At 64.5% G+C, this 26,860-nt stretch carries 24 protein-coding genes; 7 read left to right on the top strand and 17 right to left on the bottom strand.

The window, feature by feature from the left end; translation table 11 throughout:
• Positions 1 to 45: 45 nt before the first annotated feature.
• On the bottom strand, positions 46 to 1,317 hold the full coding sequence (locus U873_RS0105925; RefSeq protein WP_256244295.1) for a sugar ABC transporter substrate-binding protein: 1,272 nt from the start codon (positions 1,315 to 1,317) through the stop codon (positions 46 to 48).
• 385 nt (positions 1,318 to 1,702) lie between these two features.
• Here U873_RS0105925 and U873_RS0105920 point away from each other — a divergent pair, with 385 nt between their 5' ends.
• The 6 genes from U873_RS0105920 (at position 1,703) to U873_RS0105895 (ending at position 8,837) form a co-directional block, all read left to right on the top strand.
• The gene (locus U873_RS0105920; RefSeq protein ID WP_025127360.1) at positions 1,703 to 2,725 is read left to right on the top strand and encodes an AraC family transcriptional regulator; all 1,023 of its coding nucleotides are present in this window, start codon (positions 1,703 to 1,705) and stop codon (positions 2,723 to 2,725) included.
• Positions 2,726 to 3,259: 534 nt separating this feature from the next.
• Positions 3,260 to 4,924 (top strand): AMP-binding protein, encoded by a 1,665-nt coding sequence (locus U873_RS0105915; RefSeq protein ID WP_025127359.1) that lies wholly within the window; start codon positions 3,260 to 3,262, stop codon positions 4,922 to 4,924.
• Positions 4,925 to 4,938: 14 nt separating this feature from the next.
• Positions 4,939 to 5,700 (top strand): SDR family NAD(P)-dependent oxidoreductase, encoded by a 762-nt coding sequence (locus tag U873_RS0105910; protein ID WP_025127358.1) that lies wholly within the window; start codon positions 4,939 to 4,941, stop codon positions 5,698 to 5,700.
• 12 nt (positions 5,701 to 5,712) lie between these two features.
• Complete coding sequence (locus tag U873_RS0105905) at positions 5,713 to 6,903, top strand: acetyl-CoA C-acyltransferase (protein ID WP_025127357.1); 1,191 nt, start codon at positions 5,713 to 5,715, stop codon at positions 6,901 to 6,903.
• A 12-nt stretch (positions 6,904 to 6,915) separates the two neighbouring features.
• Positions 6,916 to 8,043, top strand: a complete 1,128-nt coding sequence (locus tag U873_RS0105900) for an acyl-CoA dehydrogenase (protein WP_025127356.1) — start codon at positions 6,916 to 6,918, stop codon at positions 8,041 to 8,043.
• Positions 8,044 to 8,063: 20 nt separating this feature from the next.
• The gene (locus U873_RS0105895; protein ID WP_011061351.1) at positions 8,064 to 8,837 is read left to right on the top strand and encodes an enoyl-CoA hydratase; all 774 of its coding nucleotides are present in this window, start codon (positions 8,064 to 8,066) and stop codon (positions 8,835 to 8,837) included.
• Between the two features lie 271 nt (positions 8,838 to 9,108).
• Here the strand turns inward: U873_RS0105895 and U873_RS0105890 are convergent, their stop codons facing one another.
• From U873_RS0105890 to U873_RS0105870, 5 genes are all read right to left on the bottom strand, one after another.
• Positions 9,109 to 10,260: an acyl-CoA dehydrogenase family protein gene (locus tag U873_RS0105890; protein ID WP_025127355.1), complete on the bottom strand. Its 1,152-nt coding sequence runs from the start codon at positions 10,258 to 10,260 to the stop codon at positions 9,109 to 9,111.
• Between the two features lie 4 nt (positions 10,261 to 10,264).
• Positions 10,265 to 11,371: an enoyl-CoA hydratase/isomerase family protein gene (locus U873_RS0105885; RefSeq protein ID WP_025127354.1), complete on the bottom strand. Its 1,107-nt coding sequence runs from the start codon at positions 11,369 to 11,371 to the stop codon at positions 10,265 to 10,267.
• 165 nt (positions 11,372 to 11,536) lie between these two features.
• Positions 11,537 to 12,946 carry a glycosyltransferase family 39 protein gene (locus U873_RS0105880; RefSeq protein ID WP_025127353.1) on the bottom strand — a complete coding sequence of 470 codons (1,410 nt, stop codon included), beginning with the start codon at positions 12,944 to 12,946 and terminating at the stop codon, positions 11,537 to 11,539.
• Positions 12,946 to 13,935: a glycosyltransferase family 2 protein gene (locus tag U873_RS0105875; protein WP_029978180.1), complete on the bottom strand. Its 990-nt coding sequence runs from the start codon at positions 13,933 to 13,935 to the stop codon at positions 12,946 to 12,948. Before U873_RS0105875 ends, U873_RS0105880 begins: the two co-directional genes overlap by 1 nt.
• Complete coding sequence (locus U873_RS0105870) at positions 13,922 to 14,335, bottom strand: GtrA family protein (protein ID WP_051586060.1); 414 nt, start codon at positions 14,333 to 14,335, stop codon at positions 13,922 to 13,924. The genes U873_RS0105875 and U873_RS0105870 overlap by 14 nt, the downstream gene beginning before the upstream one ends.
• 358 nt (positions 14,336 to 14,693) lie before the next feature.
• Here U873_RS0105870 and U873_RS0105865 point away from each other — a divergent pair, with 358 nt between their 5' ends.
• Positions 14,694 to 15,557, top strand: a complete 864-nt coding sequence (locus U873_RS0105865; RefSeq protein ID WP_025127350.1) for a LysR family transcriptional regulator — start codon at positions 14,694 to 14,696, stop codon at positions 15,555 to 15,557.
• Positions 15,558 to 15,656: 99 nt separating this feature from the next.
• On the opposite strand, the gene U873_RS0105860 is transcribed toward U873_RS0105865, so the two are convergent.
• From U873_RS0105860 to arnC, 11 genes are all read right to left on the bottom strand, one after another.
• Positions 15,657 to 16,364: an HPP family protein gene (locus U873_RS0105860; protein WP_025127349.1), complete on the bottom strand. Its 708-nt coding sequence runs from the start codon at positions 16,362 to 16,364 to the stop codon at positions 15,657 to 15,659.
• 53 nt (positions 16,365 to 16,417) lie between these two features.
• Entirely contained in the window at positions 16,418 to 16,834 is a 417-nt protein-coding gene (locus U873_RS0105855; protein WP_025127348.1) for a hypothetical protein, read from the bottom strand.
• A gap of 174 nt (positions 16,835 to 17,008) precedes the next feature.
• Complete coding sequence (locus tag U873_RS0105845) at positions 17,009 to 17,524, bottom strand: GNAT family N-acetyltransferase (protein WP_025127347.1); 516 nt, start codon at positions 17,522 to 17,524, stop codon at positions 17,009 to 17,011.
• A gap of 42 nt (positions 17,525 to 17,566) precedes the next feature.
• Complete coding sequence (locus U873_RS0105840; protein ID WP_025127346.1) at positions 17,567 to 19,192, bottom strand: glycosyltransferase family 39 protein; 1,626 nt, start codon at positions 19,190 to 19,192, stop codon at positions 17,567 to 17,569.
• Positions 19,193 to 20,557, bottom strand: a complete 1,365-nt coding sequence (locus U873_RS0105835) for a UDP-glucose/GDP-mannose dehydrogenase family protein (protein ID WP_025127345.1) — start codon at positions 20,555 to 20,557, stop codon at positions 19,193 to 19,195.
• A complete protein-coding gene (arnF, locus tag U873_RS0105830; RefSeq protein ID WP_025127344.1) occupies positions 20,554 to 20,967 on the bottom strand; it encodes a 4-amino-4-deoxy-L-arabinose-phosphoundecaprenol flippase subunit ArnF in 414 nt (137 codons plus the stop codon). Before arnF ends, U873_RS0105835 begins: the two co-directional genes overlap by 4 nt.
• Positions 20,964 to 21,308, bottom strand: a complete 345-nt coding sequence (gene arnE, locus U873_RS0105825; RefSeq protein WP_025127343.1) for a 4-amino-4-deoxy-L-arabinose-phosphoundecaprenol flippase subunit ArnE — start codon at positions 21,306 to 21,308, stop codon at positions 20,964 to 20,966. The genes arnF and arnE overlap by 4 nt, the downstream gene beginning before the upstream one ends.
• Positions 21,305 to 22,954 (bottom strand): lipid IV(A) 4-amino-4-deoxy-L-arabinosyltransferase, encoded by a 1,650-nt coding sequence (gene arnT / locus U873_RS0105820; protein ID WP_025127342.1) that lies wholly within the window; start codon positions 22,952 to 22,954, stop codon positions 21,305 to 21,307. The genes arnE and arnT overlap by 4 nt, the downstream gene beginning before the upstream one ends.
• Entirely contained in the window at positions 22,951 to 23,835 is an 885-nt protein-coding gene (gene arnD, locus U873_RS0105815; RefSeq protein WP_025127341.1) for a 4-deoxy-4-formamido-L-arabinose-phosphoundecaprenol deformylase, read from the bottom strand. Before arnD ends, arnT begins: the two co-directional genes overlap by 4 nt.
• Positions 23,835 to 25,841, bottom strand: a complete 2,007-nt coding sequence (gene arnA, locus U873_RS0105810) for a bifunctional UDP-4-amino-4-deoxy-L-arabinose formyltransferase/UDP-glucuronic acid oxidase ArnA (protein WP_025127340.1) — start codon at positions 25,839 to 25,841, stop codon at positions 23,835 to 23,837. Before arnA ends, arnD begins: the two co-directional genes overlap by 1 nt.
• Positions 25,838 to 26,857 carry an undecaprenyl-phosphate 4-deoxy-4-formamido-L-arabinose transferase gene (gene arnC, locus U873_RS0105805; RefSeq protein ID WP_025127339.1) on the bottom strand — a complete coding sequence of 340 codons (1,020 nt, stop codon included), beginning with the start codon at positions 26,855 to 26,857 and terminating at the stop codon, positions 25,838 to 25,840. Before arnC ends, arnA begins: the two co-directional genes overlap by 4 nt.
• Positions 26,858 to 26,860: the final 3 nt, after the last annotated feature.

Here is a 26,860-nt window from a genome sequence, read left to right as displayed (position 1 = left end):
AAGGGCCTCTTCGCCGGCAAGCCGGCTCCTACAGGGACGGCCGGGCTATTTGGGGTAGCCGGCGCGTTTCATTTCCCGTTCGGTGGTCTGCTGCGCCGCAGCCAGGGCCTGATCCACCGTGGTCTGGCCGATCAGCGCGGCGGAGAACAGCTTGCCCACCTGGGTGCCAATGGCCTGGAACTCGGGAATGGTCACCAGCTGGATACCGATGTAGGGCACCGGCTTGAGGGTCGGCTTGCTCGGGTCGGCGACCTTCAGCGATTCCAGGGTGACCCTGGCGAACGGCGCGGCCTGCATGTAGGCCTCGCTGTAGGTGGAGGCCCGGGTGCCCGGCGGTACATTGGCGATGCCGTCCTTCTCGGCCACCAGGGCCGCGTACTCCCTGGAGGTGGCCCAGGTGGTGAAGGTCTTGGCCGCCTCCTTGGCCTTGGAGCTGGTGGGGATCGCCAGCGACCAGGAGTACAGCCAGGCGCTGCCCTTGTCGGTGACCTGGTGCGGCGCGTAGGTGAAGCCCACATGCTCGGCGACCTTGCTCTGGCTCTGGTCGGTGACGAAGGAGCCGGCGACGCTGGCATCGACCCAGATCGCGCACTTGCCGCTGTTGAACAGCGCCAGGTTTTCATTGAAGCCGTTGCTCGAAGCCCCCGGGGGGCCGGATTTCTTCATGTTGTCGACGTAGAAGGTCAGCGCGTTCTTCCACTCCGGCCCGGTGAACTCCGGTTGCCACTTCTCATCGAACCAGCGCGCCCCGTAGCTGTTGGCCAGGGTGCCGATCAGCGCCATGTTTTCGCCCCAGCCGGCCTTGCCCCGCAGGCACAGGCCGTATTGCTCCTGGTCGGGCTTGTTGAGCTTGGCGGCGAATTCGCCGATCTGCTCCCAGGTCGGCCGCTCGGGCATGCTCAGGCCGGCCTCCTTGAACAGGTCGGTGCGGTAGTAGGTCATGGAGCTTTCGGCGTAGAACGGCAGGGCATAGAGCGTGCCCTTGACCGACAGGCCTTCGCGCACCGAAGGGAAGACATCGTCCAGCTCATAGTTGGCCGGCAGGTCCTGCATCGGTTGCAGCCAGCCCTTGGCGCCCCAGAGTGCGGCTTCGTACATGCCGATGGTGAGCACGTCGAACTGGCCGCCCTGGGTGGCGATGTCGGTGGTCAGGCGCTGGCGCAGCACGTTCTCTTCCAGCACCACCCAGTTCAGCTTGATGTCCGGGTGCTCGGCCTCGAAGGTCTTCGAGAGTTTCTGCATGCGGATCATATCGCTGTTATTGACGGTGGCGATGGTCAGGGTCTGGGCGCCAAGGGTGACGCTGCTCAGGGTCATGCAGGTGGTGAGGAGCAGGGCTTTGCTGCAGGGTTTCATCGTTCACTCCTGTCCTGCGCCGCTGAGGGCTGCAGAAGGACGGTTATTGTTGTTATGTCTTCCGGATGCCGGGAAGAATGTGGGCTGATTACAGCCCTCAAACGCGGTGCTGACAAATCATCCCTGACACTTGAATTGATACTTTTTTGCACTGGCCTGCCACAGGGGCCTTGGCTTGGGCAGACGCTCTGCGGGACTCGCTGGCGCCTGGGCCTGTTCGCGACCTTGCAGATGCGTATTGGTTTTGCCCCGCAGGAGGGGTTGCCACTTAGCCCAAAGCCCACTGGCTTTTTCCCGGTCACTGCCTAAGATGGCCGTCCCAGGACTGAGTAAACCGTTGGCCGCGATGTCGGAAAAAGACACCATCTCCATGCAACTGGTGCGCGAGGCGCTGCTGCAAAGCTGCGCGCCGGGCGCCGCCACCGATGAAGTGCTGAACAAGGTCGGCATCGATCCGGCAGGCTTGCAGCAGGGCACAGCGCGGGTTCCGGCCAGTGCCTACGCACGGCTCTGGCGCCTGCTGGCGCGGCGCCTGGACGACGAATTCTTCGGCATGGACCCGCGCCGCCTGAAATCCGGCAGCCTGGCCTTTCTCTGCCGCTCGGCCATGGCTCAGCCGACCCTGGCCAGCGGGTTGGACTCGGTGCTGGGTTTTCTGACGCTGATGTTCGAGCGCATGCCGGCGCAACTGGTGCACCAGCAGAGCCTGGCGGAAATCGTTTTGCTGGAGGTTGAACACGAGCCGCGGCGGGCCTTTACCTACTTCACCTACTGGATGATCGTCCACGGCGTGGCCTGCTGGCTGGCGGGGCGGCGGATTCCGATCCTGGCCATCGAGCTGCGCTGCCCGCAGCCGGATTTCTGCGACGACTATCGGGTGATGTTCTCCGACAACCTGCGTTTCGAGCGGCCACGCACGCGGATGATCATTGCCGCCGACTGCCTGGACCTGCCGATCAAGCGCAGCGAGGACGAGCTCAAGCGTTTTCTGGCCCATGCCCCGGCCAACATCCTGGTCAAATACCGCGACCCCGAGAGCCTGGCCAGTCGTATCAAGCACCAGTTGCGGCAACTCCCCGGGGAGCAGTGGCCCGAGAGCGAAAGCCTGGCCCAGAGCCTGTGCATCTCCGCCTCGACCCTGCGCCGGCGCCTGGCTGAAGAAGGCCAGAGCTACCAGGCGCTCAAGGACAGCGTGCGCAAGGAACTGGCGATCGTCTGGCTGGCCGAGCCGCAGATCAGCTTTGCCGAGATTGCCGGGCGCCTGGGGTTTGCCGACACCAGTTCGTTCTACAAAGCCTTTCGCAAATGGTCGGGCTCCAACCCCGGGCATTACCGCAGCCTGATCCTCAACGACCCGCACCTCTCGTAGGAGCCGGCTTGCCGGCGAAGAGGGCCTTGAGCCTTGTGCCGCCTGGGCGGGCGCCTTCGCTGGCAAGCCAGCTCCTACAGCAGTCAGATAGACCGTGCGGTTCCCTGTAGGAGCCGGCTTGCCGGCGAAGAGGCCCTTGAGTCTTGTGCCGCCTGGGCGGACGCCTTCGCTGGCAAGCCAGCTCCTACAGCCGTCAGATAGACCGTGCGGTTCCCTGTAGGAGCCGGCTTGCCGGCGAAGAGGCCCTTGAGCCTTGCATCGCCCTGGCCGACGCCTTCGCTGGCAAGCCAGCTCCTACAGCCGTCAGATAGACCGTGCAGCTCTCTGTAGGAGCCGGCTTGCCGGCGAAGAGGCCCGCAAGCCTCGCACCACTCCCGCGGTCGCGGCAATCTCGCTGGCGCCGCTCGGGCTCTTGGCCAAACCGGTCACGCAACTTGATAGCTTTGACCATTGTCCCGCAAGGGCTCTGGCGCCAGTATTTCCCTGATTTTCATGAGGTTCCCATCCTAATAAGAACAGTGAGGGATTCTGGCAATGCGCAACTACCTGTCCGCTATCAAGGAATTCGATTATCAGCACACCATGGAGTCCGCCCTGGCGGGCTCGCTCTCAGCCCTCAATGCCTGTGTCGAGTGCTGCGACCGGCATGCCTTGCCCGGGCGCATCGCGCTGTTCTGGGAGGGCCGGGACGGTAGTAGCGCCACCTATACCTTCACCGAGTTGCAGGACAAGGCCGCACGCCTGGCCAACTTCTTCCTGGCCCAGGGGGTCGGCAAGGGCGACAAGGTCGCCGGGCTGCTGCCGCGCAATGTCGAACTCTTGATCACGGTGCTGGCCACCTGGCGTATCGGCGCGGTGTACCAACCGCTGTTCACCGCCTTCGGCCCCAAGGCCATCGAGCACCGCCTCAACAGCTCCAAGGCCAGGATTGTGGTCAGCGACGCGGTGAACCGACCCAAGCTGGCGGAAGTCGCCGAGTGCCCGACCATCGTCACGGTCGCAGGCGCCAAGGGCCAGGGCATCGTGCGCGGCGATTTCAGCTTCTGGGCCGAACTGGAGCAGTACCCGGCCCAGTGCGAGCCCGTGCTGCTGACCGGCGAAGACCCGTTCCTGCTGATGTTCACCTCGGGCACCACCGGCCCCTCGAAAGCCCTGGAAGTGCCGCTCAAGGCCATCGTTGCGTTCCAGGCCTACACCCGCGACGCCGTGGACTTGCGCCCCGAAGACGCGTTCTGGAACGTCGCCGACCCGGGCTGGGCCTACGGCATCTACTTCGGCGTCACCGGCCCCCTGGGCCTGGGCCACCCGATCACCTTCTACGACGGCCCCTTCACCCTGGAAAGCACCTGCCGGGTGATCAACAAATACGCCATCACCAACCTCACCGGTTCACCCACCGCCTACCGCCTGCTGATTGCCGGGGGCGACCAGGTCGCCCGCTCGATCAAGGGCCGCCTGCGTATCGTCAGCAGCGCCGGCGAGCCGCTCAACCCGGAAGTGATCCGCTGGTTCGCCGAACAACTGGACGTGGTGATCCACGACCACTACGGCCAGACCGAGCTGGGCATGGTGCTGTGCAACCACCATGGCCTGGACCACCCGGTGCATGTCGGCGCCGCCGGTTTCGCTTCGCCGGGCCACCGCATCGTGGTGCTCGATGAGCAGTACCAGGAGCTGGGCGTCGGCCAGCCGGGGATCCTCGCCATCGACCGCAGCCAGTCGCCGATGTGCTGGTTCGCCGGTTACGCCGGGGTGCCGACCAAGGCCTTCGTCGGCGACTACTACCTCAGTGGCGACACCGTCGAGCTGAACCAGGACGGCAGCATCAGCTTCGTCGGCCGCAGCGACGATGTGATCACCACCTCCGGCTACCGGGTCGGCCCGTTCGACGTGGAAAGCGCACTGATCGAACACCCGGCCGTGGTCGAAGCCGCAGTGGTGGGCAAGCCCGATCCGGAGCGCACCGAGCTGGTCAAGGCGTTCGTGGTGCTCAGCGAGCAATACCGCGCCACCGCAGAGCTGGCCGAGGAGCTGCGCCAGCATGTGCGCAAGCGCCTGGCGGCCCATTCCTACCCCCGTGAAATCGAATTTGTCAGCGACTTGCCCAAGACCCCAAGCGGCAAGTTGCAGCGCTTTATCTTGCGCAACCAGGAAATCGCCAAGGCTCAAGAGGCCGCGGCGTCAACAGCTACCGCATGAACAGGATTTGAATGATGCAGATCGAAAACAAGGTGTTTCTCGTCAGTGGCGGCGCGTCCGGCCTGGGTGCTGCCAGCGCTGAAATGCTGGTCGCCGCCGGCGCCAAAGTGATGCTGGTGGACCTCAATGCCGAGGCCGTGGCCGCCAAGGCCCAGCAGTTGGGGTGCCAGAGCGTGGTCGCCGACATCAGCCAGGAGGCCGCGGCCGAAGCGGCGGTGCAGGCCACGGTCAAGGCCTTTGGCGGGCTCAACGGCCTGGTCAACTGCGCCGGGATCGTGCGTGGCGAAAAGGTCCTGGGCAAGAACGGCCCCCATGCCCTGGCCAGTTTCAGCCAGGTGATCAACGTCAACCTGATCGGCAGCTTCAACCTGCTGCGCCTGGCCGCGGCGGCCATTGCCGAGAGCCCGGCGGATGCCGACGGCGAGCGCGGGGTGATCATCAACACTGCGTCCATCGCCGCCTTCGACGGGCAGATCGGCCAGGCCGCCTACGCCGCGTCCAAGGGTGCCATCGCCAGCCTGACCCTGCCGGTGGCCCGCGAGCTGGCGCGTTTTGGCATCCGGGTGATGACCATCGCCCCGGGGATTTTCGAAACCCCGATGATGGCCGGCATGAGCGACGAAGTGCGGGCCGGCCTGGCTGCCGGCGTGCCATTCCCGCCACGCCTGGGCAAACCCGCCGAGTACGCCGCGCTGGCGCGGCATATCATTGAAAACAGCATGCTCAACGGCGAGGTGATCCGTCTCGACGGCGCCTTGCGCATGGCCGCCAAGTAAGGAGGATTCATCATGTCCATTGCCCAAGATCCGATTGTCATTGTCAGCGCCGTCCGTACCCCCATGGGCGGATTCCAGGGTGACCTGAAAGGCCTGAGCGCCCCGCAGCTGGGGGCCGAAGCCATCCGCGCCGCCGTGCAGCGCGCGGGTATTGCCGCCGATGGGGTACAGGAAGTGCTGTTCGGCTGCGTGCTGTCCGCCGGCCTCGGCCAGGCCCCGGCCCGTCAGGCGGCCCTGGGCGCGGGCCTGGACAAGGGCACCCGCTGCACCACCCTGAACAAGATGTGCGGCTCCGGCATGGAGGCCACCATCCTGGCCCACGACATGCTGCTGGCCGGCAGCGCCGAGGTGGTGATCGCCGGCGGCATGGAAAGCATGTCCAACGCCCCGTACCTGCTGGACCGCGCCCGCAGCGGCTACCGCATGGGCCATGGCAAGGTCCTCGATCACATGTTCCTCGACGGCCTGGAAGACGCCTACGACAAGGGCCGCCTGATGGGCACCTTCGCCGAGGATTGCGCCGAGGCCAACGGCTTCACCCGCCAGGCCCAGGACGATTTCGCCGTGGCCTCCCTGACCCGGGCCCAGCAGGCGATCAAGGACGGCCTGTTCAAGGACGAGATCGTTCCCCTGCAGGTGATGGTCGGCAAGGAGTCGAAGCTGATCAGCGACGACGAACAACCGCCCAAGGCCAAGCTGGACAAGATCCCCACCCTGAAACCGGCGTTTCGCGACGGTGGCAGCGTGACTGCGGCCAACTCCAGCTCGATCTCCGACGGCGCTGCGGCCCTGGTGCTGATGCGCCGCTCCGAAGCCGACAAGCGCGGCCTCAAGCCCCTGGCAGTGATCCACGGCCACGCAGCCTTCGCCGACACCCCCGGGCTGTTCCCGGTGGCCCCGGTGGGCGCCATCGAGCGGCTGATGAAGAAGACCGGCTGGTCGCTGAACGAGGTCGACCTGTTCGAGATCAACGAAGCCTTCGCCGTGGTCAGCCTGGTGACCATGAGCAAGCTGGAAATCCCCCACGCCAAGGTCAACGTGCACGGCGGCGCCTGCGCCCTGGGCCACCCGATCGGTGCTTCCGGTGCGCGGATCCTGGTGACCCTGCTCTCGGCCCTGCGCCAGAAAGGCCTCAAGCGTGGCGTGGCCGCGATCTGCATCGGCGGTGGTGAAGCCACGGCCATGGCCGTTGAATGCCTGTAACGAGGAATCCCGATGTTGCCCAATGACGAACAACTGCAGATCAGCGACGCGGCCCGGCAATTCGCCCAGGAGCGCCTCAAGCCTTTCGCCGCCGACTGGGACCGTGAGCACCGCTTTCCCAGGGAAGCCATTGCCGAGATGGCCGAGCTGGGTTTCTTCGGCATGCTGGTGCCCGAGCAGTGGGGCGGTTGCGATACCGGCTACCTGGCCTACACCATGGCCCTGGAGGAAATCGCCGCCGGTGATGGCGCCTGTTCCACCATCATGAGCGTGCACAACTCGGTGGGCTGTGTGCCGATCCTCAAGTTCGGCAACGATGAGCAGAAGGAGCGCTTCCTCAAGCCCCTGGCCAGTGGCGCCATGCTCGGCGCCTTCGCCCTGACCGAGCCCCAGGCCGGCTCCGATGCCAGCAGCCTGAAGACCCGGGCCCGCCGCGACGGCGACCACTATGTGCTCAACGGCTGCAAGCAGTTCATCACCTCCGGGCAGAACGCCGGGGTGGTGATCGTGTTCGCGGTCACCGACCCGGCGGCCGGCAAGCGCGGCATCAGCGCCTTTATCGTGCCCACCGATGCGCCGGGCTATAAGGTCGCGCGCATCGAGGACAAGCTCGGCCAGCACGCTTCCGACACCTGCCAGATCCTCTTCGAGGATGTGCAGGTGCCAGTGGCCAACCGTCTGGGCGAGGAGGGCGAGGGCTACAAGATCGCCCTGGCCAACCTTGAGGGCGGGCGCGTGGGCATTGCCTCGCAAGCGGTGGGCATGGCCCGGGCCGCGTTCGAAGCGGCGCGGGACTACGCCCGTGAGCGCGAAACCTTCGGCAAGCCGATCATCGAGCACCAGGCCGTGGCCTTCCGCCTGGCGGACATGGCGACCCAGATCGCCGTGGCGCGGCAGATGGTGCAGTACGCCGCAGCCCTGCGCGACAGCGGCAAGCCGGCGCTGGTGGAAGCCTCGATGGCCAAGCTGTTCGCCTCGGAAATGGCCGAGAAGGTCTGCTCCGCCGCCTTGCAAACCCTGGGCGGCTATGGCTACTTGAGCGACTTCCCGCTGGAGCGCATCTACCGCGACGTGCGCATCTGCCAGATCTACGAAGGCACCAGCGACATTCAGCGCATGGTCATTTCGCGCAATCTCTGACTTTTAGCAGGAGCTGATTCATGAGCTACGAAACCATTCTGTTGGACATCAAGGGCCGGGTCGGCCTGATCACCCTCAACCGTCCCCAGGCGCTGAACGCCCTCAACGCGCAGATCGTCGGCGAGGTCAACCAGGCCCTGGATCGCCTGGAGGCCGACCCGCAGATCGGCTGCATCGTCATCACTGGCTCCAAGAAAGCCTTCGCCGCCGGTGCCGACATCAAGGAAATGGCCGAGCTGAGCTACCCGCAGATCTACCTCGACGACCTGTTCAGCGACAGCGACCGCGTGGCCAACCGGCGCAAGCCGATCATCGCCGCGGTCAACGGTTTCGCCCTCGGCGGCGGTTGCGAACTGGCGCTGATGTGCGACTTCATCCTGGCCGGCGACAACGCCAAGTTCGGCCAGCCGGAAATCAACCTCGGCGTGCTGCCGGGCATGGGCGGCACCCAGCGCCTGACCCGCGCCGTGGGCAAGGCCAAGGCCATGGAAATGTGCCTGACCGGGCGTTTCATCGACGCCGTGGAAGCCGAGCGCTGCGGCATCGTCGCGCGCATCGTGCCGGCCGATGAACTGGTGGAAGAAGCCCTGAAAGTGGCGGCGGTGATTGCCGGCAAATCGATCCCGGTGAGCATGATGATCAAGGAAAGCGTGAACCGCGCCTTTGAAGTCAGCCTGTCCGAGGGCGTGCGCTTCGAGCGCCGGGTATTCCACGCCGCCTTCGCCACCCAGGACCAGAAAGAAGGCATGGCCGCCTTCATCGCCAAGCGCGACCCGCAGTTCAAGGATCAATAACCACCCCGTCTGCACCGCGTAGGAGCTGGCTTGCCAGCGAAGGCGCCCGCCAGGACAGCACAAGGCTCAAGATCCTCTTCGCCGGCAAGCCGGCTCCTACAAGGACGACGCTGCTATCGCGCCGGCTGTAGGAGCTGGCTTGCCAGCGAAGGCGTCCACAAGGGCAGCACAAGGCTCAAGGTCCTCTTCGCCGGCAAGCCGGCTCCTACAAGAGCATGTCGCAAAAAAAATCGCAGCCTGGGCTGCGATCTTTCAGCTCAAGCGGCCCCCATCACAGCTGGTAATGCTTGAGCTCGCGAGCAATCAGCAGGCGCTGGATCTCGCTGGAACCTTCGTAGATCTGGGTAATTCGCGCATCGCGGTAGTAACGCTCCACCGGATAGTCCTCCAGGTAGCCGTAGCCGCCGTGGATCTGCATGGCCGAGGAGCAGACCTTTTCGGCCATTTCCGAGGCGAACAGCTTGGCTTGGGACGCTTCCGACAGGCACGGCTGGCCGGCGCTGCGCAGGCGCGCGGCGTGGAGGATCAGCAGGCGTGCGGCATTCAGGCGGGTGTGCATGTCGGCCAGCAGGTTGGCGATGCTCTGGTGTTCGATGATCGGCTTGTCGAACTGCACCCGTTCCCGGGCGTAGGCCAGGGCTGCTTCAAACGCGGCGCGGGCAATGCCCAGGGCCTGGGCGGCGATGCCGATGCGCCCGCCTTCGAGGTTGGACAGGGCGATGGCCAGGCCCTTGCCCCGTTCACCCAGCAGGTTGGCCTCGGGGATGGTGCATTGGTTGAGGGTCACGGCGCAGGTGTCGGAGGCGCGGATGCCCATCTTGTGTTCGGTGCGGTCGACGATGAACCCCGGGGTGTCGGTGGGCACCAGGAACGCCGACAGGCCTTTCTTGCCCAGCTCCGGATCGGTCACGGCGAAGACGATGGCCAGTTGCGCGCGCTTGCCGTTGCTGACGAACTGCTTGGCGCCGTTGATCACCCACTGGCCATCGCGCAGTTCGGCGCGGGTGCGCAGGTTGTGGGCTTCGGAGCCAGCCTGGGGTTCGGTCAGGCAGAAGCAGCCGATGGCTTCACCACTGGCCAGGCGTGGCAACCATGCCTCTTTCTGTGCCTGGCTGCCGTAGTTGAGGATCGGCCCGCAGCCCACCGAGTTGTGGATGCTCATCAGGGCGCCGGTGGCGCCATCGCCGGCGGCGATCTCCTCGACGGCCAGGGCGTAGGCCACATAGTCCAGGTAGCTGCCGCCCCATTCCTCGGGCACCACCATGCCCAGCAGGCCCAGTTCGCCCATCTTGCGCACCAGGGCGTCGTCGATCCAGCCGGCCTTTTCCCAGGCCTGGGCATGGGGCGCGATCTCGCCTCGGGCGAAGTCCCGGGCCATGTCGCGGATCATCACTTGCTCTTCGCTCAGTTCAATGTCGTGCATGTATTCAGCTCCCGCTGCCGTCAAAACCGCTGAAGAAGCTCGCCACCCGATCGGCGTCGAGGGCCGCCAGGGTGGGTGGATTCCAGCGTGCAGTCTTGTCTTTGTCGATGATCAGGGCGCGTACGCCTTCCAGCAGATCGCCACGCTCGAACCACTGCCGGTCCAGGTGCAGTTCCAGGGCGAAGCATTGCTCCAGGTTCAACTGGCGGCCGCGGCGCAGCATTTCCAAGGTCACGGCCATGGCCAGGGGCGACCGGGTCTCCAGCAGGTCGGCGGTGGTTCGTGCCCATTGCTGACTGTCGGCCACGGTGACCGTGCGCAGTTGCTCGACGATGCTTGGCATGTCGGGCAGGGCAAAGAAATGGTCGATGGCCGTACGCAGGGTTTCGAGCGGTGCGTCAGGCAAGGTCTGCACCGCAAGCTTGGCCAGCAGGCCTTGCAGGTCCTTGAGGGGCGAGTCGCTCCAGTGCAGGCGGTCCAGGCGCTGGTGCAGCAGGTCCAGCTTGCTGCTGTCCAGGTGCCAGTCGGCGAGGCCGCAGTACAGGGCATCGGCGGCGCGGATCTGTACGCCGCTGACGCCGAGGTAGATTCCCAGCTCGCCGGGGATGCGCGACAGGAAGTAACTGCCGCCGACATCAGGGAAGTAACCGATGGCCACTTCCGGCATCGCCAGGCGGCTGCGCTCGGTGACTACCCGCAGGTCGGCGCCTTGCACCAGGCCCATGCCGCCGCCCAAGACAAAACCGTCCATCAGCGCCAGCACCGGCTTGCGGTAGTGGTGGATCGTCAGGTCAAGGGCATATTCCTCGACAAAGAACTCTTGGTGCAGGGTGTCGCCGCTGTGGTAGCTGTCGTACAGCGAGCGGATATCGCCGCCGGCGCAGAAAGCCTTGTCGCCCGCGCCACGCAGGACAACGGCGTGGATCAGCGGATCCTGGGCCCAGCGGTCAAGGCACTGCTGCAAAGTACGGACCATCGACAGGGTGATGGCATTGAGGCCGGCGGGGCGGTTGAGGGTCAGGTGGCCGATGTGGTTGCGCACCTCGACCAGCACATCCTCTTGAGGGGTGTCGCAATCCCGTGTGGCCTGGGATGAAACCTGAGCAGTCATCACTAACTCCCTGCTTTTATTGTTTTTTATAAGACGCTCGCGCACGAGCATCGCTGGATCGTAACAGTGCAAATTTGCCTAATACAACCCCAAAAACTGCAGGTTGGCTGTGCATTTTTACCTCAAGAACAGCCCACCTCCGTTTTGTGGCAGGCACTGGCCTGCTCAGCGCCCGGCACAGCGCAACAGCACGCTCCGGCTGGCCCGCAACTGCTCACTGCACTGCAGCGGCGCCAGCTCGTTACGCTCCGGATCCAGGTCCTTTTCCCGGCGCACCAGATAATACGGACCATGGTCCGGCAGTGCCGTGAGCGCCTCGATGTGCCGGGCCTGACCTGCGCTGTAGAACTCTGCGGAGTACGAACGCCGCCCCCAGTAGTACAGCGCACCGGGCTGGCTGGCCTGGAGTTTTTTCCACGCAGCGACCAGGGGCTGCTGATTGTTCGGGCGCTCGAACAGCGCGCCCTGGAGCGCCGCCAGCACCAGGACCACGGGCAGCAACAGCGAGCTGCCCAGGGCTCCGGCCTGTGCTACCAGGCCCGGCTCGGGCTGACGGGCGTGCAGGGCGCTCGCCAGCAACAGGCTCCAGGCGGGCAGTGCCGGCAGGACGTAGGTCCAGAGAATGTTTCCCGACAGAGTGAAGAAGGCTGGGGTGATTAGCGCCCACAAGGCCAGGAAGCTGTAGTACCGGGGCAGGGCCCGGTAGTGCCGGCGCTGCAGCCACAGGATCGGCAACCACAGGCTCCAGGGGAACAGGGCCAGCAGCAGGTCGAGCCAGATGCTGCCCGGCGGGCGGGCGTGGGCACTGCCATACAGGTCCCCGGCCCAGTCGCTGACCACGTAGCGCTTCCAGTGCTCGCCCACCAGGAAGTAGTCGAGGAAACCCGGCGTGCGCAGTTCCGCCAACCCGTACCAGGGCACGGCCACCAGCAGCATCAGGCCCAGGCCCGACAGCCAGGGCAGGCGCCAGAAGGCCTGCCACTGGCGGTTGAGCAGGGTCCAGAGCCCCGCCTGGGCTCCGACCAGCACCACCACCAACGGCCCTTTGGCCAACAAGCCCAGGCCCAGGCCGAAAAAACCCGCCAGGGCCCAACGCCGGTCGCCATGCATCATTGCTCGCCAAAAGCCGTAGCTGGCCAGCAACAGGGCAAACCCCAGGGCCGGGTCAGTCAGCACCACACCGGCACCCAGCAGGCCCAGGGTAGTGCTGGAAAAGATAATCGCCGCATATAAACCGCTGCGCAGGTCACGCTCCTCGCGGGCAAACCGCAGGATCAACAGGCAACTGCCCAGATGAAACAACCAGGCCGGGAAACGCGCCGCGAACTCGTTGACCCCCAGCAACTGCATGCTCAGCGCCTGGCTCCAGAACGCCAGTGGCGGCTTGCCCCAGAACGGCACGCCGTAATCGAACATGGGGGTCACCCAGTCATCGAGCTCGAGCATCTTGCGGGCCATTTCTGCATAACGGGCCTCGGAGGTGTCCATCAGCGGATACAGCCCGAGGCTGAGCAGGCGCAAGCCGAGAATGGCCCACAGCAGCCACCACAACGAACCAATGGAAAGTCGCTTCATCAGTTTTTCTCTTCCTTGCCCAGCCGTGGCGTCGTGGGCGCCGCCAGGCGCTTGGCCAAGCCACCGAAGGTGCTGCTGAGCAGGTACACCGGCCGGCGCTTGACCTCGCTCAGGGTGGCCCCGATGTATTCGCCCACCAGGGCCACACCCAGGGACAGCATGGCGCCGACGCCGAGGATGAAGTCATGAATGTTCAGGCTGCCGGTACCGATCTGCCGAGCGATATAGATCAGGGTCAGCAAAAAGATCCCGGCGCTGAGCAGGCTGAACCAGCGCAAGGGCTTGCGGGAAAAGGCCACGATGCCCTCGATCGCCAGGTCCACCAGGGCCAGTGGCCCCCACTTGGACTGGCCGGCACTGCGCGCCGCACGGTCATAAGGCAGCTCCACGGTCTTGAACCCCAGCCAGTTGACCATGCCCTTCATGAACCGCGCCCGCTCGGGCATGGCCCGCAGCGCCCGCAGCGGTGCGGGACCGATCAGGCGGAAGTCGCTGACGTCCTGGGGGACCGCGTACTTGTCCACCAGGACCCGCAGCAGGCGGTAATAGAGCATGGCGCTGATGCGCTTGCCGGCGGTATCGCTGCGTCGGTCGCTGCGCTGCATGTTGACGATGTCGCAACCGGCCAGCCAGTGTTCGACCATCTGCGGGATCAGTTCGGGAGGGTCTTGCAGGTCGGCGTCGATAAACAGGATCGCCTCGCCACAGGCGTGGTCGATACCGGCCGCCATGGCCGACTCCTTGCCGAAGTTGCGCGAGAGATTAAGGCAGCGCACTTCGGGCGATTGGCAAAAGCCGTCGAGTAGCGCCAGGCTGCCGTCGCTACTGCCATCATTCACATAAAGTACTTCATGGCGAATCGACAGTTGGTTGATTGCCGTCATCAACCGGGCATGGAACTGCGGCAATACATGGGCCTCGTTATAACAGCAGATCACCACGCTCAAGAAGCGGGTCCCGGGAACAGTGAATTCTTCAGTTGGGTTCATGTTTGAACGTCCAGGCGCGGTGGGTCCAGTAAGTCATCAGCGTCAGGCTGGCGCTGCAGAACAATTGCAATTGAAGGGGCGACTGTGGCCAGTGATCCAGTAACAACAGCATCATCGCGGCATTGCCGAGGTTGTAGCCCAGGGCCGTAATGGCAAACCGCATCAACTGCCCGTTGCCGCTGGCCGACCGGTTCTGGGCAAAGGTCCAGCGGCGATTGCCCAGGTAGCTGAGCAGGGTCCCGGCCAGGGCGCCAGCGAGGCTGGCAGGCAGAGGCCCGGTAAGGCCGATCAACAGCAGGAAGACGCCATAGTGACTGGCAGTGGCAAAACCACCCACCAGCAGATAACGCGGGAGTTGGATGACATGTTGTCGTTGAACTTTGTTGGAGAGGCGCAGCATTAAACACTCCTGCCTTGGCAGATTGTATTGTCCGAGTTTGAAGTGGCGAGAATCCTTGAATCAAAGATGTCATTTGCCGAGGCAGGATTTGTGAAAAATATGTTGGTCGCTGCGATTAAATGTTTCAAGATTTATAGTTTCAATATTGTTATCTTTTTATTCGGAAGTTTGTCTCGGGCGTTTAATAAAGTTGCAACTCGTTAGTTGTCAGTTAAATGACGGCGTCGTTATCCAGTTGTTATCCACGCTATTCATTGTTGTGGGTCCGCAGCGCTCATTCTGTTCATTGCCACTTCAATGGCGCGGCTGGTGAACGTCGCCGCTACAATGGCGCTCGACTTTCCAATGACGAGGCACCATGGACATCGAACTGGCCCGTACCTTCCTTGAAATCGTCCGCAGCGGCAGCCTGGTGGCTGCGGCCGAGCGCCTGCACCTGACCCAGACCGCCATCAGCGCCCGGGTGCAGAACCTGGAGAGCCAGCTCAACTGCAAGTTGCTCGTGCGCAACCGCGCTGGCGCCCGGCCCACTGCCGATGGCGAGGCTTTCATCACCTACGCCAACCAGCTGGTGCAAACCTGGGAAGCGGCCCAGCGCGATCTGCCTCTGCTGGCGGGCTACCGCAATGTGTTGCACATCGGCGGCGAACTGAGCCTGTGCAATCCGTTGATGCTCAACTGGGTGCGGCGCCTGCGCCAGGCCTTGCCCAACCATGCGCTGCGTACCCAGATCGGCGACGGCGCGAGCCTGCAGCGCCAGCTCGAACTTGGCGTGCTGGACGCCGCACTGGTGTTCCAGCCGCTGTACTCGCCCGGGCTGCAAGTGGAGCAACTGCTCGAGGAAAAGCTGATCCTGGTGCGCCTGGCCGGCCGCCCCGAGCCCTATGTGTACATCGACTGGGGCGAAGGCTTTCGGCGCCAGCACGACGCGGCACTTCCTGAACAGGCCAGGGCAGCGGTGGGCTTCAACCTCGGACCGCTGGCCCTGCAGTTCATTCTCGAGGCCGGCGGCAGCGGCTATTTCCGCACCCGGGTGGTACAGAGCTACCTGGACAGCGGCGTGCTGGAACGGGTGGAAAAAGCCCCGGAGTTCAGCTTTCCCACCTACCTGCTGTATGCCCGCGAGCGGGATTCACAACAGTTGCAGCAGGCCTTTGCAGTCCTGCGCGACGTGATCGAGCACGACAATGACTGGTCCCAGCGCTGGTCGCCGATGGTCTGAGCAGCCGGCTGCTCGACGCTGAGCAACGGCGCCAGCGCCAGTACCGGTTGAACCATGAGCGCCCTGGGTGGTTTTCAAGCGGCCCTGGCTGCGCCTGGCTCAGGTGCGCGAGGACAGCACCTGGCCGATGCTGCGGCGTCGGGCATGGACCTCGCTGGCGTGGATCAGTTGTTCCAGGTCTTCGGGGGTGACATCGAAGAACTCTTCCATCTCCGCCAGGGCCAGCTTCAGGTCCTGGGCGGTGATTGCCAGGCTGTCACCGGATGCCTGGGAGGAGGCCAGCACGGCGGGGAGGTCGCCGGGGCCCTTGGGGTAGCGAATTCGCGTCAGGTTGTTGTAGGCCAGGGCAGACAGCAGCAGGCTGGCGGCCGCCAGCATCACCGGCCCCAGCTCGCGCCATTCCAGGCTCATGGTGGCCGGGTCCGCCAGCACCAGGGTCAGGGCCAGGGCCCCGGCCGGTGGGTGCAGGCAACGCAGCCAGCACATCAGCACCAGAGCCATGCCGGCAGCCAGGCAGGCGCTGCCCAGGGTTCGTCCCAGCAGTTGGGCCACCAGCAGCGCGACCACGGCGGCGCACAGGTAGCCGCCGAGGATCGACCAAGGCTGCGCCAAGGCCCCAGAGGACACCGCGAACAGCAGCACCGCTGAAGCCCCCAGGGGGCCGATCAGGTGCACCGCTACCGGCATGCTGAACACCTGGGCGCAGAACCAGACACTGAACAGGGTGCCCAGGGCCATGCCGATGGCGGCGCGACTCCATTCCAGGGGGCGGGTATTGATGGCGGCGGGTTTCCAGCGGGCAAACATCGGCAGCAACGATCCATTTCCAGAGAGCGGGAAAAAAGAAGGGCTTGCCTGGATCACCAGAAAGCCCTTGAACGTTCCAACATTTGGGGGAGGAACCGGCACAGTGTGCCGAGGAACCAAACACCTGACAAATTCATAATAATGCTACTTAAGTGCATTATTTTTGGATCCTGTGCTGCGCCCGGCTTGCGCTTCGGTAGCACTGGCAGCCCCCAAGGGCCCTCAGGCCGGCGAGGACGTGGAGCATGTTCGGTGGTGCACTGCGGGTCAGCAGGTCGCCACAGATGATAGGGCTCAGGGCGCCGGTTCTGCGCGCCGTAGCAACTGCCGCGCAACGCTTCGCCGGCCAGGGTGTCGGTGAAGAGGAATTGCGCCGGGTAGATGATCATCTCGCCAAGGGTCAACAGCCCCATCGCCAGGTACCGGCCCAGCAGGCTCTCGACCAGGCTGACGCTGATCGGCCCGGGCATAAACAGGCCGCAGCCGGCAAGGATTCAGTGGCGCAGGTGCTCGCGTTTTAGCAGGCGCCCGACCGGGTGCTGCAGCATCCCCCACAGGGCATTGCCGGCCAGCAGGGCGGCCAGGGCTTGCCGCCGGGCCTGGCTGACCATCAGCTGCTGCGACAGCTACAGGGTGAAGCGCCCCTACAGACTCAGGCGCATGGCGCAGCGCCGCTGCACGGGTAAACCATGGCGCGCTTCATCGGCCAGGACCCGGCGCAGGCGCGAGTCCAGTTGTGATTCTTCCAGGGTGACGAAGCCCTGGCGCTGATAGAACGGCTCGTTCCATGGCAGCTCACGGAAGGTGCTCAGGGTCAGGGCCTGCAGTCGCTGCTGCCGGGCGTATTTGCGTGCCGCTTGCAGCAGGCGCCTGCCGATGCCCCGGCCCTGGTGGTGGCTGGCCACGGAAATTTCCCAGACATGCAGTTCGCGATCACAGACCTGGGCGTTGAGAAAGCCGCAGCGCTGGTTGTCAGCGGTCACTGCGACCCAGACGGGGTGGCGCTGGATGTTGTCCTGATGGCTGGCGGCGTCCGCCACTTCGGCCTCGGCCAGCCAGGCCAGTTCCGGGTCCAGGCGGAACAGCTCGGCAGCCGAGGTTTCAATTGCGGGAAGAAAGGCCGCATCGGGCTCCTGCGCCCGACGAATCTGAATGGTCATGGGCGCGAGTGTAAGGAGCGGGCGGGGGGCCGCGCAACGGTTTCAGGGTTGCGCAGCGCTGGTCTTGGGCAGGTGCAGGAGGATGAAGTCGTTCTTGTCGAAACGCCCGCTGAGTACCGGGGCCAGCTGTGCCAGGGGCGTGCCCTGCAGGCTCGGCAGGTCGCTCTGGTCGAGGATCACCCAGGCCGGCCCCGGGACCTGGGCCAGGGCTGCCGGCTGGTCGGTGAACTGCGGTTGCAGGTCGCGGTCCAGGTTGACCATGAACTTGATCGCCTTGGCATCCTTGCCCATGCGGTGCAGGACCACCGGCGCCGGGTCCGCTTCGATCAATTGCATGGCCGCGTGGCTGAATGCCCGAGTGTCATAGAGCTGGTGCTCCACCGGCTCGAACACCCCGATGTAACAGGCCCAGACCGCCGCCACCGCACTGTAGGCCAGGCCCACGGCGCGCCACTGGCGTTTGCACAGCAGCCCCAGGGACAGCAGTTGCAACAGGCCCAGTATCAGCAGCATTGGGGTGAGGTCGCTCAGGTGCTCGGGAAACCTGCGGCGCAACACTATCAGGCCGATGATCAGCAGCCCTGGCAGCAACAGCCACAAGCCCTGGATCAACCCGCGCAGCCAGCCCATGAGGCGCTCTCGGCCGGCCTGGAACGGATAGGCTGCAATGATTGCCGCCATGGGCAGCATCGGCAGCAGGTAACGGGCCTTTTTCGCCTGGGGAATCGACAGGCCGATCATCACCACCAGGCCGGCGGCAGTGCACAGGCGCAGCAGGTTCAAGGCCGGGCTGGGTTGGCCTGGGCGCTTCAGCAACACCACGATCCACGTGAGGATCGCCAGCGGGTAGGCCAGGGCGTAATTGCCCAGGGAACTGGTGAAGTAATAGAACACCCCGCTGGAGCCTTCGCTGCCATCCATGCGGCCCATGAACTGCATGCGGATCACATCGTCGACAAAAACCTGGCCGCCGCTGAGTTTGGCCAGCCAGAGCAACAAGGCAACGCAGGCACCTAACAGCAACAGGGCACTGAAACCGACGCTGAACAGGCGCCGCCACTGGCCGGCCATCAGGTAGTAGCTGCACAGCATGCCGGTGGGGATCACCAAGCCGATGGGCCCGCGAATGGCAAAACCCAGGAGCAGCAGGAGGAAGATCCAGCCCAGGCGCCGTGGAGCGCCGAAGTGGTCATGGGCATAACCCAGGTAGAACACCGCCAGGGACACCGCGGCGAGCATCTGGTCCAGGGACACGGCGCGGGTTTCGCTGATGAAGGTGTTGCTGAGCAGGAGCAAGGCAATGCTCAACAGCGCCCAGGTCCGGGAATAGGGGGCCAACAGGCGATAGACCAGGCTGACGATCAAGGCCGAGGCGATGGCCGTGGGCAACCAGGCGCTAAGACTGCTGACCTGGCCCGAAGGCAGGGAGAACAGCCAGACCAGCAGGGTCGAGGCGCTGGAATAGTCGGCATAGGGCTGGCCATAGGTGGTGGGGAAGAACCCCGGCCCGTGGCGCAGCATTTCCTTGGCAAAGAGCACGAAGCGCGAATCGAAGCCGATCGCCGACTGATGGTCGGCACCGGCGCAGAACAGCAGCAAGGCCAACAGCCCCAGCCCCAACGATTGCCAGAGAAGTGTGTTCGAAGGGGAGCTGGGGGAGGTGTTCATTCAGGCCTCGGGAGTCCACTGCTGGTGAGGAATCGGCAGGTTGCGCGATTCACCGCGACCGATCGGGAAGTAGGTGAAGCCATTGCGCGCCAGGCGTTCGGCGTCGTACAGGTTGCGCCCGTCGAAGATCACCGGGGATTTCAGGCGCTGCTCGATCAAGTCGAAATCCGGCGCCTTGAACTGCTGCCACTCGGTGCAGATGATCAGTGCGTCGGCACCCACCAGCACTGATTCCGGAGTGCCCATGAGCATCAGCTTCGATTCGTCCGGGTAGAGCTTTTGGGTTTCCTGCATGGCTTCCGGGTCGAAGGCACGGACTTCGGCCCCGGCGGCGAACAAGGCATCGAGCAGCACCCGGCTCGGCGCATCACGCATGTCGTCGGTGTTGGGCTTGAACGCCAGGCCCCAGACGGCGAAGGTCTTGCCCGCGAGGTCGCCCTTGTAGAAGGCGTTGATGCGCTCGAACAGCTTGTGTTTCTGCCGTTCGTTGATGGCTTCCACCGCTTGCAAAAGGTCGCTCGAGCAGTGGGCCTCCTGGGCACTGTGGATCAGGGCGCGCATGTCCTTGGGAAAGCACGAGCCGCCGTAGCCGCAGCCCGGGTAGATGAAGTGATAGCCGATGCGTGAGTCGGCACCGATGCCCAGGCGCACCGATTCGATGTCCGCGCCCAGATGCTCGGCCAGCTCGGCGATCTGGTTGATGAAGCTGATCTTGGTGGCCAGCATGCAGTTGGCCGCGTATTTGGTCAGCTCGGCGCTGCGCAGGTCCATGAACATGATGCGGTCGTGGTTGCGGTTGAATGGCGCATACAGGTCGCGCATCACCTCACGCACTTCCTCGCGCTCGCAGCCGATGATGATCCGGTCCGGACGGCGGCAGTCGCTGACGGCCGAGCCTTCCTTGAGGAATTCCGGGTTGGAGACGATATCGAATTGCAGCGCACGGCCGTCGAGGGCCTTTTCGATGTGCGCCTTCAAGGTATCGCCAGTGCCCACCGGTACGGTGGATTTTTCCACCAGGATCGCCGGCTGCTCGCGGTGGCGGGCCACCGCATCGCCCACCGACAGCACGTAGCGCAGGTCCGCCGAGCCGTCTTCGCTGGACGGCGTGCCGACGGCGATGAACAGCACCTGGCCGTGCTGCACCGCGAGTTTTTCATCGCTGGTGAAGTGCAGGCGCTTGGCCTCGAGGTTTTCCTTCACCAGGCTCGCGAGCCCGGGCTCGAAGATGCTCACATGCCCCTGTTGCAGCTGTTTGACCTTTTGCTCATCGATGTCCATGCAGATGACATCGTGGCCGACTTCAGCCAATACGGCGGCTTGTACAAGGCCGACGTAACCACTTCCAAATACGCTGATTTTCATGGGGTATTCCTGGGACTTGTCGCGGGTGCAGGTCGAGAGTTGATGGTAATGACCCCGAGGATGACCAAGGCCACCCCGAGGGTTTTGGAAAGCGTGAACGGTTCGTTGAACAGCGGCAGGCCGGCGGCCAGCAGGTAGACCAGGGCGTAGCTGATGCTCAGCAACGAATAGGCCCGTCCCAGCGGCAGGTCGCGCAGGGCCAGCAGCCAGCAGAGCATCGACAGCGCATAGGCGCCGATGGCCGCGATGACCACCGCCAGGGCCGCGAGATCGACGCTGCCGGCACTCAGCGCCGCCAGCCACTGATCCGGGGCGGGCAGGCGGGTCATGCTCCAGCGCATGCCCAGCTGGGCGCCGCTGACCAGGGCCACGCTGCCCAGGGCGAAGGCGAATCCCTTGGCCCGGCTCATGCGTGGCGACTCAACAGCAGCACACCGCCAATCACCAGGGCCACGCCGAACCAATGGCGACGGTCGATGGGCTCGTGGAAGACGAAGCGGGCAATCAGGGTAATCAACACGAAGTTCAGGCTGAGCATCGGGTAGGCCACGCCCACCTCCATCCGTTGCAGCACCAGCAGCCACACCAGCAGGCCCAGGCCGAGGCTGAACAGGGCCAGCCACAGCCAGCCCGAGCGCAGCTTGTGCAGCAGGCTCGACGGCTGGTCGCGCCAGCTTTCCACGGCGAACTTCTGCGCCACCTGGCCGAGGCAGGTCAGCCCGCAGGCCAGGAGTAGAAGCACCAGGCTCATGGCTGGCTCTGGGGAATGATGAAGATCACGATATTGCCTTGCTCGTAGCGCTTGGCATCCTTGGGCAGCAGTTCGACTTCGTGGATCTCGTCACTGCTCTTGACCCGCATCACCACGCCGATGGAACCCTGCTTGCGGGCTTCGGCGATCCACGGCTGGACCTGGTTGAGGTCGACCTTGCGCTGGATCGAGTCTGCATAGGCCAGGCCGTATTTCACCTCGCCGGAGGTGTTGTACAGGGTCACGTCGGGACGCCGCAGGCGCCAGGCCAGGGCCGAAGCCGCGCCCAGGTCATTGCTCAGCAACGCCTTGGCCTGCCCCAGTTCGGCCACGTGATCGATGATGAACTGGTCGGGAATCTTGTTGTAGACCACCGAGTTGGGCAACGCCGCCGGGGCCAGGGCCACCAGCAGGAAACTGCCCAGGGCCGGTGCGGCCCACAGGGTCAGGGGGCGCATGGCCTGCAGCAGGTTGCTGAGGATCCAGCCCAGTAGCAGCACGTACACCAGCACCAGATGCTGCGGCTCGTTGACGAACACCGGCTTCTTCATCTGGAAGTACACCAGGGCCAGCAGGGCCAGCACCCCGACCAGCAGATTGAGCAGCCCGTTGAGGCTGACGATCCGGGTCTTGCCGGCGGCCAGGCGGTCGATCAGGGCGTTGCCCATCAACAGCGCCAGCGGCAGCAGGCACGGCAGGATATAGGCCGGCAGCTTGCCCTTGCTCAAGCTGAAGAAGGCCAGGGGCAGGACCAGGCACAGCAGCAGAAAACCGCTAGCGGGAGTGCGTCGGTCCTGCCAGGCCTGCTTGAGGCCGACCGGCAGCAACAGCACCCAGGGCACGCAGAACCCCACCAGCAGCGGCAGGTAGTACCACCAGGGCGAAGCGTGCTGGGCATCGTCACCGGCGAAGCGGCGGATGTGTTCGTGCCAGAAGAAGAACCGCCAGTAATCCGGTTCCTGGGCATGCACCGCCAGGGCCCAGGGCAGGCTGATGAGCACCGCCACCAGCACACCGATGCCGCCGTACACCAGCAGCGCACGCAAGCGCTTCTGCCAGATCGCATAGGGCAGGGCCACCAGTACCGGCAGCAGCCAGGCAAGGAAACCCTTGGTCATGAAGCCCATGCCGCAGGCCAGTCCCAGCACCACCCAGGCCATCAACTGGCCGCGCCGGGTCTGGCAGTCGAAGGTGAACCACAGCGCCACCAGGCTCAGGTTGACCCAGAAGGTGAACTGCGGATCGAGGTTGGCGTAGCCGGCCAGCAGCGCGACCACGGTGAAGCTCATGTAGAGCAGGGCACAGGCCAGGCTCTTGCGTGGATCGTTCCACAGGCGCCGGGCCAGCAGGTACACCAGGATCACGCTGAGGCCGGTGCTCAGGGCCGAGGCCACGCGCACGCCGAACAGGTTGTCGCCAAACAGCGCCTGCCCGATGGCCATCATCCAGTAGCCGGCCACGGGTTTCTCGAAATAGCGGATGCCCATGAAATGCGGCGACGCCCAGTGGCCGCTCAGGAGCATTTCCTGGCTGATCTGCGCGTAGCGGGTTTCATCGGGAATCCACAGGCCGTGGGTGGCCATGGGCAACAGGTAGAACAGACCGAAAGCGATCAGCAACAGCGGCAGGGCCCAACGTCTGGTCATGTGCCTTGCACTCCCAGCCAGCCTTCGCGGCCTTCCAGGGCGCCGCGCACCACCTGGCCAACAGGCAGGCTGGCAGGGTTGGCCGGGAGCAGGTCCCCCAGGGGCTGGAAGTGGATGTCGCGCTGCTTGGCACTGGCCAGCAGCTGGCGGAAATCATTGGCCATGAGAATCCCTTCTACTTCGGCATGCACCGTATAGACGTTGAGTTTGTCCGGGCTGAACCGGTCAAGGATGAAGCGGTTGAAATCATTGGCGGCCACCACCGGCCCGACCACTTCGTCGAAGGTCGGCAGGTCCACCGGAATCTGTGGTGCGCCCAGGCTGCCGTCCGCCAGGCGCGGCTGGAACAGGCTCTGGCCGCGGCAATCGCTGTTGTAGCGAAAGCCGAATTGTTGCTTGGCCTCGATGACGCGTTCATCGGCGCGCCAACCGGCGGACGCCGAGCAGCTCACCGCTTGCCCGAGAATATCGTTGAGGCAGTCGACGCCCAGGCGGATCTGTTCGATCAGTTGTGCCTGGCTCCAACGCCCGGTATTGGCCTGCCAGCCGTGGTGATCCCAGGCGTGCAGGCCGACTTCATGGCCGGCGGCCAGGGTCTGGCGCATCAAGTGCCCCAGGTCCCGGCCTATGGGTTTGCCCGGCCAGGCAGTGCCGGCCAGGAGAATGTCCCAGCCGTACAGGCCCGCGGCATTGGACCGCAGCATTTTCCAGAGGAACTGCGGACGGATCAGGCGCCACAGGTGGCGCCCCATGTTGTCCGGCCCGACGCTGAAGAAGAAGGTCGCCTTGACCCCGGCCTCATCCAGCGTTTCGAGCAGCCGTGGCACCCCCTCCCGGGTGCCGCGGTAGGTATCGACATCAATGCGCAGACCTGCCTGCATCAGCGTGCTTCTTTCTTGGCGCGATCGGCGATTTCCAGCATGGCTTCACGCAGGAAGAAGTCCAGGGTATTACCGATGGTTTCGCTCATTTCCACGGTCGGCTCCCAGTTCAGCAGGCGCTTGGCGTTGTCGATGCTTGGCTTGCGGTGTTCCACGTCCTGGTAGCCGGCGCCGTAGAAGGCCTTGCTTTCGACGTCGCGGAAACCAGCGAACGGCGGGAAGTTGCTGCGCAGCGGGTGGGCTTCGAACTGACGCAGCAGCTCTTCGCCCAGCTGGCGGATGCTGGCTTCGTTGTCCGGGTTGCCGATGTTGACGATCTGGCCGTTGCAGCAGTCATTGTCGTTGTCGACGATGCGCGCCAGGGCTTCGATGCCGTCGGCGATGTCGGTGAAGCAGCGCTTCTGCTCGCCACCGTCGAACAGACGGATCGGCGTACCTTCCACCAGGTTGAGGATCAACTGGGTGATGGCCCGGGAGCTGCCGATGCGTGCCGAATCCAGACGGTCCAGGCGCGGGCCCATCCAGTTGAACGGACGGAACAGGGTGAAGTTCAGGCCCTTGGCGCCGTAGGCCCAGATCACCCGGTCCAGCAACTGCTTGGACACCGAGTAGATCCAGCGCTGCTTGTTGATCGGGCCGACGATCAGGTTGGAGGTGTCTTCGTCGAAGTTCTTGTCCTGGCACATGCCATAGACTTCCGAGGTCGACGGGAAGATCACCCGCTTGTTGTACTTGACGCAGTAGCGCACCAGCTTGAGGTTTTCCTCGAAGTCCAGTTCGAACACGCGCAGTGGGTTGCGGGTGTATTCGATCGGGGTGGCGATGGCCACCAGCGGCAGGACCACGTCGCACTTCTTGATGTGGTATTCGATCCACTCGGAGTGAATGCTGATATCGCCTTCGACGAAGTGGAAGTTGGGGTGGCTGCGCAGGCGTTCGATGGCGTCGGAGCCGATGTCCAGGCCGTAGACGTCGTACTTGTCGTCACGCAGCAGGCGCTCGGACAGGTGGTTGCCGATAAAGCCGTTGACGCCGAGGATCAGTACCCGGGTGCGACGTGGTTTACGGCCGGACTCCGCACCGCGCAGGATCGAGCCGTCCACCAGGCCCAGTTCATTGGCCAGTTGCGGGCCGCCCAGGTACAGGCCGTTGGCATTGCGCTGGCCCGAGGTGATGACCAGGGAATCTTCGCCGCAAGCGATGCGCAGCGGGTCGACGCTGATGACCCGGCCCGGGGCCTGGCCTTCATTGCCCTTGGCGACTTCGGCGCTCCAGACGATCAGCTTGTGCTCGCCCACGGCGCAGAAGGCGCCCGGGTACGGCTGGGTGACGGCACGTACCAGGTTGAACAGTTCTTCGGCCGGGCGCTGCCAGTCGATCTTGCCGTCCGCTGCGGTGCGACGACCGAAATAGCTGGCCTTGGATTCGTCCTGGGCGGTCTCGGTGATCTTGCCCTGGGCCAGTGCCGGCAGGGTGTCGCGCAGCAGGCTGGCGGCGGCGTCACGCAGTTTGTGGTGCAGGGTCAGCGCGGTGTCGCTGCGCTCGATGGCGACCCGTTGCTGGGCAATGATGGCGCCGGCGTCGGCGCGCTTGACCATGCGGTGCAGGGTCACGCCGGTTTCGGTTTCGCCCTTGACCAGCACCCAGTTGGCCGGTGCGCGGCCACGGTAGTGCGGCAGCAGCGAGCCGTGCAGGTTGAACGCACCCTTTTTCGCGGTGGCCAGCAGTGGCTCGCTCAGCAGGTTGCGGTAGTAGAAGGAGAACAGGTAGTCGGGGTCGAGCTTGGCGATGCGCTCGATCCACAGCGGGTGGTTGGCATCTTCCGGGGCGTGCACGGCAATGCCCTTGCGTGCGCAGAGCTGGGCCACCGAGCCGTAGAAGGTGTTTTCCTTGGGGTCGTCGGCGTGGGTGAACACCGCGGCGATCTCATAACCTGCGTTGAGCAGGGCTTCGATGCCTGCACAGCCGATGTCGTGGTAGGCGAAGACGATAGCTTTATTGCTCATGGCGAAACCTGATCAGTATGGGTGGAAGTTAAACCGTCGACAGTCACAGTCGGGGCCGGAGCCGCCGGTTGGCTGCGCAAGACTTTTTCAATGAAGAAGCGTGGGCGGGCGCGCACGTCGCTGTACATGCGCCCCAGGTATTCACCCAAGAGGCCCATGCCGATGAACTGGCCACCGGTGAACACGAACAGCACCGCGAACAGCACGAAGGTGCCGTCGCCGGCCCAGGTGGCGCCGAAGATCAGCCGCAGGACGATCAGCATCAGGGCGAACACCGCACCGAGGCCGGCCATGCCGAAGCCGATGATGCTCAGCAGCCGCAGGGGCGTGGTGGTCATGCAGGTGATCAGGTCGAACATCAGGTTGATCAGGCGCATCGGGCTGTACTTGGAGTCGCCGTGCTCGCGCTCGGCGTGCTCCACCAGCACCTCGGTGGTGTGCCGGGCAAAGCTGTTGGCCAGGATCGGGATGAAGGTGCTGCGCTCGGTGCAGGCCAGCATCGCGTCGATGATGGTCCGGCGGTAGGCCCGCAGCATGCAGCCGTAGTCGCTCATGGCGACGCCGGTGGAACGCTGCACGGCCAGGTTGATCAGCTTCGACGGCCAGCGGCGAAAGGCCGAGTCCTGGCGGTTGTTGCGCACCGTGCCGACCACGTCGTAGCCCAGCTCGGCCTGGGCCACCAGGCGCGGGATTTCTTCCGGCGGGTTCTGCAGGTCGGCGTCGAGGGTGATCACCACGTCGCCACGGCATTGTTCGAAGCCGGCCATGATCGCCGCGTGCTGGCCGTAGTTGCGGTTGAGGATTACCGCCACCACTGGGCTGTTTTCGCGCTCGGCGGCTTCCTGCAGGATGTTCGCCGACTCGTCGCGGCTGCCGTCGTCCACCAGGACGATCTCGAAATCATGCTTGAGCAGGCGGCAGGCCGCTTCGGTGCGCCGCAACAGCTCGGGGAGGCTCTGTTCTTCGTTGTAGACCGGAATGACGATCGACACGAACTGAATCGGATAAGGTTTCAAAGG

Origin of the sequence: Pseudomonas sp. PH1b (genome assembly GCF_000633395.1) — a bacterium.
Lineage (GTDB): Bacteria > Pseudomonadota > Gammaproteobacteria > Pseudomonadales > Pseudomonadaceae > Aquipseudomonas.
Note: the sequence above shows the minus strand (reverse complement) of the source record. Positions and strands in the feature narration are given on the sequence as shown.

Coding starts and splice junctions, on each gene's coding strand:
- U873_RS0105895 (WP_011061351.1), top strand. CDS start 8,064: ATGAGCTACGAAACCATTCTGTTGGACATCAAGGGCCGGGTCGGCCTG.
- arnA (WP_025127340.1), bottom strand. CDS start 25,841: ATGAGCAATAAAGCTATCGTCTTCGCCTACCACGACATCGGCTGTGCA.
- U873_RS0105835 (WP_025127345.1), bottom strand. CDS start 20,557: ATGAAAATCAGCGTATTTGGAAGTGGTTACGTCGGCCTTGTACAAGCC.
- U873_RS0105890 (WP_025127355.1), bottom strand. CDS start 10,260: ATGCACGACATTGAACTGAGCGAAGAGCAAGTGATGATCCGCGACATG.
- U873_RS0105845 (WP_025127347.1), bottom strand. CDS start 17,524: ATGACCATTCAGATTCGTCGGGCGCAGGAGCCCGATGCGGCCTTTCTT.
- U873_RS0105915 (WP_025127359.1), top strand. CDS start 3,260: ATGCGCAACTACCTGTCCGCTATCAAGGAATTCGATTATCAGCACACC.
- U873_RS0105875 (WP_029978180.1), bottom strand. CDS start 13,935: ATGAACCCAACTGAAGAATTCACTGTTCCCGGGACCCGCTTCTTGAGC.
- U873_RS0105925 (WP_256244295.1), bottom strand. CDS start 1,317: ATGACCCTGAGCAGCGTCACCCTTGGCGCCCAGACCCTGACCATCGCC.
- U873_RS0105860 (WP_025127349.1), bottom strand. CDS start 16,364: ATGTTTGCCCGCTGGAAACCCGCCGCCATCAATACCCGCCCCCTGGAA.
- U873_RS0105910 (WP_025127358.1), top strand. CDS start 4,939: ATGCAGATCGAAAACAAGGTGTTTCTCGTCAGTGGCGGCGCGTCCGGC.
- arnE (WP_025127343.1), bottom strand. CDS start 21,308: ATGAGCCTGGTGCTTCTACTCCTGGCCTGCGGGCTGACCTGCCTCGGC.
- arnT (WP_025127342.1), bottom strand. CDS start 22,954: ATGACCAGACGTTGGGCCCTGCCGCTGTTGCTGATCGCTTTCGGTCTG.
- U873_RS0105885 (WP_025127354.1), bottom strand. CDS start 11,371: ATGACTGCTCAGGTTTCATCCCAGGCCACACGGGATTGCGACACCCCT.
- U873_RS0105855 (WP_025127348.1), bottom strand. CDS start 16,834: ATGCCCGGGCCGATCAGCGTCAGCCTGGTCGAGAGCCTGCTGGGCCGG.
- U873_RS0105900 (WP_025127356.1), top strand. CDS start 6,916: ATGTTGCCCAATGACGAACAACTGCAGATCAGCGACGCGGCCCGGCAA.
- U873_RS0105870 (WP_051586060.1), bottom strand. CDS start 14,335: ATGCTGCGCCTCTCCAACAAAGTTCAACGACAACATGTCATCCAACTC.
- arnD (WP_025127341.1), bottom strand. CDS start 23,835: ATGCAGGCAGGTCTGCGCATTGATGTCGATACCTACCGCGGCACCCGG.
- U873_RS0105880 (WP_025127353.1), bottom strand. CDS start 12,946: ATGAAGCGACTTTCCATTGGTTCGTTGTGGTGGCTGCTGTGGGCCATT.
- U873_RS0105905 (WP_025127357.1), top strand. CDS start 5,713: ATGTCCATTGCCCAAGATCCGATTGTCATTGTCAGCGCCGTCCGTACC.
- arnF (WP_025127344.1), bottom strand. CDS start 20,967: ATGAGCCGGGCCAAGGGATTCGCCTTCGCCCTGGGCAGCGTGGCCCTG.
- U873_RS0105865 (WP_025127350.1), top strand. CDS start 14,694: ATGGACATCGAACTGGCCCGTACCTTCCTTGAAATCGTCCGCAGCGGC.
- U873_RS0105840 (WP_025127346.1), bottom strand. CDS start 19,192: ATGAACACCTCCCCCAGCTCCCCTTCGAACACACTTCTCTGGCAATCG.
- U873_RS0105920 (WP_025127360.1), top strand. CDS start 1,703: ATGTCGGAAAAAGACACCATCTCCATGCAACTGGTGCGCGAGGCGCTG.